We start from the raw sequence: 8014 nt of genomic DNA, 5'->3' as shown, positions 1-8014 counted from the left end.
TAATTGAGGCGGCAATTCGTTTATAGCCCTAAGGATCCCGGATTCATAAGGCCTTTGGGGTCGACGGCTTTTTTCAAGTCTTGTAGCAAATTATCTGCTGAAGGATCTAAACTGTCGCGATAGCGATAAGTCCGTCCTATTTGCAAATGGGCGGCACCATATTCGTACAGTAAATCGACCAATTCCTGTTTTAACTTTTGCGTGAATTCCCAAGCGGCAGCGTTGCTTTCCAATACTGGCAACTTATCAAAATGAGCCGCTTCCATAGAAGCTGCATGGACAGGATTGCTTGCATCCGGCCAATAGATGCAAGGTTCAATAATCGCACCAGAACCGCTCACCGCCGAAATTAAGGTACCGGTAAAAATACCATGCTTATCCATCTCCTCTTGATGTTTGGCTATCAAGCGCAAAACGGCGTCATAACAAGCAATGGCTTGACTATGTGGAAGCAATCCATGGATGGGGGCCCATCGTTGACCTTCAGGTCCGAGCATTCCATTTAGCGGTCCAAAGGGATTGGCCCGGATAATCTTGGGGATGGTGTTTTCGGTTTCTGTGCCGCTTTGCGCTAAAGCAATTTTACGCGCCCGTTCTAGATCGTCGTCAGCGGCGGCTTGAATGCGGGCTTCAGTTAAAACGTGAAGTGAAAATTTCGCCTCATCGAGAAAATCACGACCGGCAGCGACAACCTTTGCGCCTTCTTTGATTGCGTTCCAGACAGTGCCTTGTTTTTTCATCATTTGACCGAGAGCTTTGGCATCGCTGCCGAGGCTGTCTCGTTTCATTCTGATCGCATTGAGACTGGGGTCAAAGCCGAAACATTCGGTCGAAATACCGGCTCTTTCGATTTGAGCCATGGCGGTGAGCACATCATTGTGATTTTCAAAAGTGAAGCTGGCATAGCCATGGGCTTCAGCTTCTGGAATGAGACGCAATGTAATCGTCGCCTTCATGCCCAATGCGCCTGTGTCGGCCAGAAAAATACCGGTTAAATCTGGGCCATAGGGGCGAGTGAAATTGGCGCCGGTTTTCATGATAGTACCGTCAGCCAGAACGATTTCCATTGCAATGCAGCTTTGGGCAGCGGTGCCGTATCGGCCTGACCCCCAGAACAAGCAATTTTGGCTCATGCCACCGCCAATTGATGCTTTCAAGCCAGACAAAGTGCCCCAAAATGGGGTGCGTAACCCCTTGGGCGTGAGCGCTTCATATAATTTTGCCCATGTGCATCCGGCTTCAACCGTCACGGTCATATCGGTTTCGTTTATGTCTAATATGCGGTCCATGGCCGCCAAATCAAAAAGCACCGCCCCTTTATGCGGGCTGGTATAGCCGCCGGTATAGCTCATGCCTCCGCCGCGCGGGATAACTGGAATATTCTGTTCCGTAGTGGCCGCAACTGCTGCCGAAAGCTGGCCCTTGTCGCGCGGACGAACAACAGCAAGCAAGTCCGCACCACGATGATAGACATCATGGGCGTAGAAATTCAAATTTTCAGCATCGGTAAGAACTTCCGCGCCGGAATTGGCAATATATTCGACAGCGCTGGGATTGGCTATTGTGGCCATTAGCTGGGCTCCATTGCTAAGTTGGTTTCGGGGGAAGATTCGGCTTCGGGGAGATTGTCGGGATAACGACCAAGAAACAGCAACAATGCCCCGCCGATGACAAATCCGAATATCGCGACGCTTAAAATAGGATCATAGCTGCCGCTATTGTCTCTTACGCTGGCATAGATAATCGGAGACAAAGCCGAGAAAAAGCCAAATGGCATATAGAGCATCCCGTATATTTTTCCGTAATTTGCCATACCGAAATAGCGACCAGTCAAATAAGCAATTAGATCGCTTTCTGCACCGGCTGCAAAACCCAGTAGAAATGCCGCTAAGGCTGCGAGCGGGAAATCGATAGACGTGCCCAATAGCAAATAGCAGGAAATAGCGGGCAGGCACAGCAGGGGAAAGGCAACAATACCTTGCCAGAATTGGTCTAGAAGCGCGCCGGTAATGATCCGGCCTGACAAAATACCAATTCCAAGAACACCCATTACGGTAGCCGCAGTCTGGGCTTCCAACCCACGATCGGCGAGCATCGTTGGCAAATTGATAAAAGCGCCGCCAAAGGCTGTGGCAATAACCGCGATAGATAGCCAGATCAGCCAGAAACGATAATCTCTTAAAGCTGTTCCGAGTGTCACGCCGGTCAGTTTTCCGCTGTTGCTCATGATCGCTTTGGGTTGTTCTTCAGGTTGTGGTTCGCGGAACAGAAAATAGCCAATGGGTAGTGCAACAAACAAGGGAAGGGCAGCCACAATCGCAAACATGGTGCGCCAGCCATAGTTTTCGATGCCCCAAACGGCGATTTTGGGAACGACGATTGCGGCAAGGCTGGTCCCGAGAAGCAATATACCTAAGGCTAGTCCGCGATGTTTATAGAACCATAAGTTTATCGCCCGGCTCCAGCTTACCGGTGTCGACCCGATGCCGACCAACCCCACAAAAACCCACAAGGCATAGTAAATATAAAGGGTCGATGTGGCCGCTGCCGTTGGCGTGAGAGAAATGGCTGCGAACGACAAGCCAAAGGCAAGCAGCGAATATAGCGCCACTTTGCGGACACCATATTTGTCTGCCAATGATCCGAAAAACGGTGCCAATAAGGATGCAATAATGCCGAAAATAGTGATCGGAAATAAGATTTGAGTGCGCGACCAGCCAAATTCTTCAATCAACGGTTCGACGGTAAAGCCAATGACATTGAACGGAATCGGCGATGCACCACAAGCCACGCCAAGCAGGCCGGCGAACAGGACCTTCCAGCCCATCGCAAATTCATTTCTATTCTGCTCCGTCATGCGTCCTCTACGATTCCATAATTTGTCCGGACATATTCTCTAGACTGTGTATTGGCTTATACAAGCCAAAAGCAGTTATAGGCACCCATCAATGATGAAAATCACTTTTCTTAGAGCCGCATGGTTTGTTTAAAACTCAAACCGCCCTTTGATCAGAAAGGACCGTGGTGGGTTCAAGTAGCTATAATTGGCTAAGGTGGACTCAACCGATTCTTCATCGAAACAATTTTTGCATTCGGCGGTTATTGACCATCCTGTGTCGCTTTTTAACGCCAATCCGGCATTTACAATCCACCGGTCATCCGAAAAGCTGCCGGTAATCACATTGCCATTGCCTATTGTGTTGGCCGGGAACACGGCTCCAGTCGGTCCAGTAATGGGTTGATCGAACAAGGTCACTTGGCTTGTGCCGGTTTCACTGCTGCTGCGCCAATTTGCATTGATTGAAGGCACCAATGATAGGCCACCGCCAAATTCCGCTGTGTAACTGGCGCCAATCGCAATTGTGAAATCCGGCGTCCGAACCGGCTCCGCGATACTGCCATCAGGTGCAACAATACCCACGCCGCATGATGCCGCTGTATCGGCACCGGCTGCATTTGGAATTAACCCGCCGGCGAGCTGCGCTTGACAAGCAGCTTGTTGGGCATTGACAGATTGCACCCCGAACGGATCCAAGCCGGGAGCGTTGCGGTCTATACGGTAATTATCATCCTGATAGCCCAATGAAGCAAAAATATTGAGACCGTCATAGAGGGCGGTGTTCAATTCTACTTCCAGGCCGCGATTGCGATAATCTGCAAAATTGCGCGTGATAAAAGCAAGCGAACCATCCGGACGAATAAATGCTGAAGGTGTTTGCAGGCCATCAATGTCCAATTGAAAGGCTGTAACATTCAAGCGAACACGGCGATCCCACAATTCTGATTTAAATCCAGCTTCATAGCTCCACGCTGTTTCCGGCCCGAATGGAAGCAGCTCGGACGGCGATGTTCCGCGTGCATTCCAGCCGCCAGATTTGAACCCGCGCGTGGCCGAAACAAAAAGCAAAATGTCATCAGACACATCATAATTTACCGCAAAACGTGGCGTCCAAATTTTGACATTTTGCTCCTGGGGAATAGCCACACCATTATTGGCCACTAAATTGGCGCTGTCGATGCAGGTGCTCGGTCCAAATTGGAACGGGCCGAAACAGGTATTTTGTCCCAACGCATTGGTACCGACCGTCGGACGATTATCTCGCACGGCAAAGGTTTTTTCTTCGTCCGTATATCGGATACCGGCGGTCAGTTTGAGCGCGTCGGTGACATTCAGGTCAGCTTGTAAATAGGCGGCCCACGCCGTGGTTTCATTGCGAATTTCGCGATCGGCTAAGACCAATGGAAATCCAGCAGGCAGCGGTGGAAACGCAAGCGAGAAAATATCACCGAAATCGGTGCGGTTATTTTCTTCGAAATAATAAACACCGCCGACAAAATCGATCAAACCGTCTGCCAAAGAGCCATTGACCTTAATCTCTTGGGTAAACTGATCATGCTCGCCCTGATTGGAAATTGTAAATCCGCCATTGGTAAATCCGATAACGCCTGGAACCGGAGTTGATGTGTTGGGGAGTCCCCGACCATCTGCAAAATCCAGCGCAAAATCTTGGCGTAAATCGATAAATCCAGTGATCAGGTTGACGGTAAAGTCACCCAGACCAATTTCGAGATTGGAAGAGACGAAATCCATTTCGACTTCATTGCCCAAGCCAAAATCGCTTTTTGGACCGGTCAGGATACCGTTGAAATTACTATCTTTAGTGAGGCCCGTCGTCACGAAACGACCGGAACAATTGCTGGGATCGGCAGGATCACAATCAAAGTTCAGGATGTTGCCGGCATCGGCATAAGTGTGCATGTAAGAACCCGTCCAACGGACGTTGTCTGATAATTCGCCTCGGAAACCGAGCCTTACGCCCCAGCCGTCACTTTCATTGGTGCGTTCACCGGTTGTGGTATTTTGCGCATAGCCTTGATCATCTTGAAAATAGCCAGAGACTTTGACTGCAAAACTGTCCGCCAGGGGTACATCTACCGAAGCCCGGACCAGATAGCGTTCATAACTCCCATAGCCAGCCTCGACATAACCAGAAAATTCATCACCTGGTTCCTTGAGAATGACATTAATTGCGCCACCAGTTGTGTTGCGACCAAATAATGTCCCTTGCGGACCGCGCAAAACTTCGAGCCGTTCAACATCGAAGAAGGAGAGGTTATTGGCATTCTGCCGCGACATATAAATATCATCGACATAAGTACCAATAGGCGGATCAAACGTCGCGATCGACTCGGTATTACCAATACCGCGAAGGAAATAGGAGTTCGCGGTGCCCAAACCGGTATTGTTAAGTCCAACCAAATTGGGTACAAATTGTGTCACTTCCAAAGCATTGGAAACCCCGCGTGTTTCCAATTCTTCTGCGGAGAAAGCACTGATCGCGATGGGAATATCTTGCACGCTTTCTTCCCGGCGCTGGGCTGTCACCACGATCACATTAAGTCCGCCTTCGTCGGCGGCTTCTTGCTCGGTTGTTGCTTGTGCGTAAACGGGGGTGGTGACTAGAGTAGCCAATGCCAGTCCCAAAATAGTGGAATTTTTATAAGCTGCTTTGCGCTTTGCCATATTGTGTCTCCCTGGTTCCGGACAATGTGAGAATGCTCAGCAAAGGAGTTAATTGTCCAGACAAATTTGGAAAAACGAGCTAATCTTCTTGATAGGACAAACGCTAACAACCAATTGCCCGTTATCCACAACCAACCTTCAATTTTCGGTGGCTATGGTTTTTCCGCCACAGTGAGACCGCGCAGCTGACTGATCCCTATTACCGCTCTAGACGCGGATATAAGTTCTTGTTTCAGGCTTTGTGCTGCAGGCTGCAGGACGGAGTTGCGCCGTACCGCCAGATAAGCAGTGCGGCTCACCGGGAAGTCCGTGCCTTCGATAATATAATATTGTGCGCGCTCTTCTTCGGTGGCGAATAATTCTTTGGCCAACAGCATAATTGCATTGCTTTGCAACAAAGTCGATTTAGCCAAAATAACGGAATCCATGTCAACATAGCGAGTGGGCGGGGATAATCCGGCTGCTAGGAAAATATTGCATACACGGTTCCATTGCATCTGCAATTGCATGGAAACCAGCCAGGTTTGTGCCGCGAGATCTTCTAAGGTGATATCAGGCATTGCCGCCAAGGGATGATCTCGCCGCATCATAATGACATCACGATCTTCGAACAATTCTTCTGTTTCGATGGCTGTATCAATTTCCAAGTCGGTCGGCGGAGCACTTGCAACAAATTCGACTTCTCCGCGCAGCAATTTTTCATAGAGCGTTCGCGAGTCACCGGACGTGATGCTCAGCGTTACACCAGGTTGTTTGGCGTTAAAGCGGTTAATGACCATCGGCGCAATGCGAGTTAGAAAGGACCAGCCTAGGCCGATGCGGACATAGCCTCGGTCTGCGCCACGTAATGCACTGATTTCGGCTGCGGCAAGCCGACTTTCAGCAGTAATGACCTTGGCTCTGCGCGCTAATGCGTGACCAAATTGTGTGGCTTCAGCACCAAATGCCCCGCGTTCAAAAAGCTTAACTCCGAGGCTTTCTTCAAGCTTTGCAACGCTTTTCGAAACCGCCTGCTGGCTGACATTATTGTTGCTCGCGGCTCTGGAAAAACTGCCGGTGTCGTATACCGACAGAAAATGCTGCAATTTCTGCGGATCCATGGAGGGTTTGATGAAGCGCTGGCGCAGATCTGGCTGGGTCATTTTCGGTCCTTCCATTCCCAATCACAATCAATGGATGTGATGAAACTCAAAATGGTTGTTGGAGACCTGCTACCATGTCGACTAACCGATGCCAAATGGAGAGGATGGAGACAAAATGACGATGGATGGGCCCCAAGCCGCCTTGTTGAAGGATATCATGCCAGAGATGATGAAACATGAAGGCCAATGGGTGGGGACCTATCTTCATGTTGATCCTGACAATAATCTTATCGATCAGCATGACGCAGAAATATCCTGTATTTTTCCAAATAGCGGGCCCTATGGCTATGTTCAGAAGAATTTATTCCAATGGCCGGATGGCCGGAAATATCGTTCCACCCTTAATGGTGTGCTGCGAGACGGCAAATTATGGTGGGACAACGATCAGTTTTCCGGCTGTGCATGGGAAACAGAATATGGCTTGGTCTTGCTCAATCTCGAGCGGAAAGATGATCCTGGCGCCCGTTTTTTCGAGATTATCTGTCTTGGAGAGGATGGCAACCACCGCGCCAGAACCTGGCAATGGTTTAAAAATGGAAAATTGTTCAAGCGGACTTTATGCAATGAACAACGGGTTTCCGCTTAAGTTGATCATTGCAATTTGTCCGGACATATATATGCATCGATCACAGCATAAGATATAGGAACGGGCATGATGATTGAGCTTTTCAATATTTCCTTTTACCAATTGCTAATATTCATCCACATCATATTGTTCGTGCTTTGGTTGGGCGCTGATGTTGGCGTTTTCATGCTTGGGCAGCACTTCCGTAAGCGCGAAAAATATGACTTGCCGCAGCGGTTGATATTGCTGCAGCTGCTAGTCAACCTCGACATGGTACCGCGCACCGCTTGGGCTTTGATGGTGCCCATTACCATCACCATGGTAGACGCTGGCGGCTGGTGGGATTTGCCCGGTTGGGCCGTTGCTGTGTCCTGGGCGGTAGGCGGTCTCTGGACCTGGCTGGTATGGGATGCCCATCAACATGACCAGACTGACCGTGCAGTACGAGATCGAAAAATCGAATCACTACTCAAATATGGATTAACCGCTTTTTATCTCGGCCTCGGTCTGATCTCGCTGATGCAAGGCGAACCCTTAATCCCCGTTTGGTTGGCGACCAAGGCGCTGATGTTTGGTTTGATTTTTGCGGCGGCTATCATGATTGATGTGGCCTTCAAGCCGGTTGGGCCGCAATTGGGTCAGCTAATTGCTGAAGGATCATCGGACGAAACAGAATTACCATTGCGAAGGACTATGGACAACACACGTATCTGGGTTTGGGTTGTTTACCTACTTTTATTGGCAACTGCGTTTCTCGGAAATGTAAAACCGTTCTAAAAAAGA

The 8014-nt window shown here is 49.4% G+C and carries 6 protein-coding genes; 2 read left to right on the top strand and 4 right to left on the bottom strand.

What is annotated here, in order from left to right; genetic code table 11:
- Positions 1–20: 20 nt before the first annotated feature.
- From ABJU74_RS12235 to ABJU74_RS12220, 4 genes are all read right to left on the bottom strand, one after another.
- The gene (locus tag ABJU74_RS12235) at positions 21–1571 is read right to left on the bottom strand and encodes an FAD-binding oxidoreductase (RefSeq protein ID WP_348384498.1); all 1551 of its coding nucleotides are present in this window, start codon (positions 1569–1571) and stop codon (positions 21–23) included.
- Complete coding sequence (locus tag ABJU74_RS12230) at positions 1571–2857, bottom strand: MFS transporter (RefSeq protein WP_348384497.1); 1287 nt, start codon at positions 2855–2857, stop codon at positions 1571–1573. Before ABJU74_RS12230 ends, ABJU74_RS12235 begins: the two co-directional genes overlap by 1 nt.
- A 129-nt stretch (positions 2858–2986) precedes the next feature.
- Positions 2987–5524 carry a TonB-dependent receptor gene (locus ABJU74_RS12225; RefSeq protein ID WP_348384496.1) on the bottom strand — a complete coding sequence of 846 codons (2538 nt, stop codon included), beginning with the start codon at positions 5522–5524 and terminating at the stop codon, positions 2987–2989.
- 152 nt (positions 5525–5676) lie between these two features.
- Positions 5677–6666 carry a LysR family transcriptional regulator gene (locus ABJU74_RS12220; protein WP_348384495.1) on the bottom strand — a complete coding sequence of 330 codons (990 nt, stop codon included), beginning with the start codon at positions 6664–6666 and terminating at the stop codon, positions 5677–5679.
- Between the two features lie 115 nt (positions 6667–6781).
- On the opposite strand from ABJU74_RS12220, the gene ABJU74_RS12215 reads away from it, so the two are divergent.
- Together ABJU74_RS12215 and ABJU74_RS12210 are read left to right on the top strand one after the other, a co-directional pair.
- Entirely contained in the window at positions 6782–7252 is a 471-nt protein-coding gene (locus ABJU74_RS12215) for a hypothetical protein (protein ID WP_348384494.1), read from the top strand.
- Positions 7253–7318: 66 nt separating this feature from the next.
- Positions 7319–8008, top strand: coding sequence for a hypothetical protein (locus tag ABJU74_RS12210; RefSeq protein ID WP_348384493.1), 690 nt, complete (start codon positions 7319–7321; stop codon positions 8006–8008).
- Positions 8009–8014 lie beyond the last annotated feature (6 nt).

The sequence above is a fragment of the Parasphingorhabdus sp. genome, assembly GCF_039982415.1.
In the GTDB taxonomy this organism is placed as follows: domain Bacteria; phylum Pseudomonadota; class Alphaproteobacteria; order Sphingomonadales; family Sphingomonadaceae; genus Parasphingorhabdus.
Note: the sequence above shows the minus strand (reverse complement) of the source record. Positions and strands in the feature narration are given on the sequence as shown.